Annotated in this window: 1 protein-coding gene; it reads right to left on the reverse strand. The window is 57.8% G+C overall.

All coding sequences use genetic code 11. The features are described 5' to 3' along the window. Nucleotides 1-1,818: SLC13 family permease (locus QZ197_RS13230; protein WP_296432523.1), on the reverse strand; the 1,818-nt coding region annotated here is incomplete at both ends.

Here is a 1,818-nt window from a genome sequence, read left to right on the forward strand (position 1 = left end):
AGCAAGGGCATGCTGACCACAACGACAAGCAGTTCGAGCGGTAGGCCCAGCCGCCAGTAATCGCCAAACCGGAACCCGCCGGGACCAAGGATCAGGGTGTTGTTTTGATGCCCGATAGGGGTCAGGAACGCGCATGACGCACCAATCGCTACCGCCATTAGAAAGCTGTCCGGATTGACCCCAAGGGTGGCGGCAATACCGATCGCAATAGGGCAAAGCACTGCGGCAGTCGCTGCGTTGTTCATCATATCAGACAGGAACATCGCGGTGATCAAGACCACACCAAGTGCAGCGATTGCGTTGCCTTGGGCGATGGTTTCGACCAGAAATCGCGCCAGTAGATCGGCGGCTCCTGTGGTTTGCATCGCACCCGCAACGGGAATGAGAGACCCTAGTAATACGATCACGGGCCAATCGATTGCAGTATAAATCTGGCGCGGCGGGACGGTGCGCAGCAGCATCGACGCCAACACGCCCAGCGCGAAAGCCGCAGCCGCAGGCAACAGCCCGAACGTCACAATGCCAATCGCCCCAAGCATAATCGCCCCCGAGATAAGCGCCATGCGTTTGTCGGGCATGCGCAACTCGCGCTCTTTCAAGGGGACGCAGCCAGTTTCGTTTATGAAGTCGGACATCATTTCGGCGGGCCCCTGCATCATCAAAAGATCGCCGGATTTTAACTTGAGTTTGCGCAGCCGCGCCCGTGGCGGATGCCCTTCGCGCGACACGGCAAGCAGATTAAGCCCGTAACGGGTTCGCAGGCGCAAATCATGGGCAGACCGCCCCACAATGTTCGATCCAGGCAACACTGCCAGTTCACCCAAAATGATGTCCTCGTCGCGGTCCGCGCCAGTTTCTGTGTCTTTAGTGTCGGCATCGTCGGATTGGGTTGCTGCAGTTTCCTTTTTCTTTTCTTTTTCAACGGGCGGCTCTGGTTCGCCAAGCTTGATATCGAAGACAGAGAGTGCCTCGGCAAGCCCGTCGACGTCTGTGTTCAAAGCCAGAATGTCGCCTTCGCGGATGCGCCGCCCGCCATGCGGTGCGGTGATGCGCACGTCATTGCGTACAAGGCCCGCGATTTGCGCATCGCTGTCTTTGATCGCTGTTTCGAAACCGCGCAGGGTCAGGCCCACAGCTTTGCTTTTTTCGGGCACGCGGACCTCTGTGAGGTAGGTGCCTGTCTCAAATCCGTCTCCGACACTCGATTTGCGTGCAGGCACCAGTCGCCAGCCAATTGTTGCTGTGAAGATGACACCAAGAACGGCAACAGCCACCCCGACCGGAGCAAAATCGAACATGCCGAACGCGCCCAGTCCCGCCTCTTCGCGAAAACCGGATACGATCAGGTTGGGCGGCGTCCCTACTAACGTGGTCATGCCCCCAAGGATTGTCCCGAACGCAAGCGGCATCAGAACTTGCCCTTGGGTCAAATTCAACCGGTTTGACAGTTGCACAGCAATTGGCATCAAAAGCGCCATTGCCCCAACGTTATTCATGAACCCCGACATGACCGCGCCCAGCCCCATAAGTGCTAGCATGCTGGTCAGTCGCCCCGCGTCACGCGGCAAAAAACCGCGCGCCATCCAATCGACGGCTCCGGTATTGTGCAATCCTTGGCTGAGTACCAATACGCAGGCCACAGTGATCACTGCGGGGTGACCAAAGCCAGCGAATGCTTGTTCGGCTGGAACAAGTCCTGCAACCACGCATGTCATCAGTGCGGCCAAAGCGACAACGTCATGTCGGAACCGTCCCCAGACGAACAGCCCCATCATGGCCGCAAGAACAGCGAAAAGCAGGATTTGAGGTAAGGACATG

The sequence above is a fragment of the Yoonia sp. genome (assembly GCF_017854415.1).
Taxonomy (GTDB): Bacteria; Pseudomonadota; Alphaproteobacteria; order Rhodobacterales; family Rhodobacteraceae; genus Yoonia.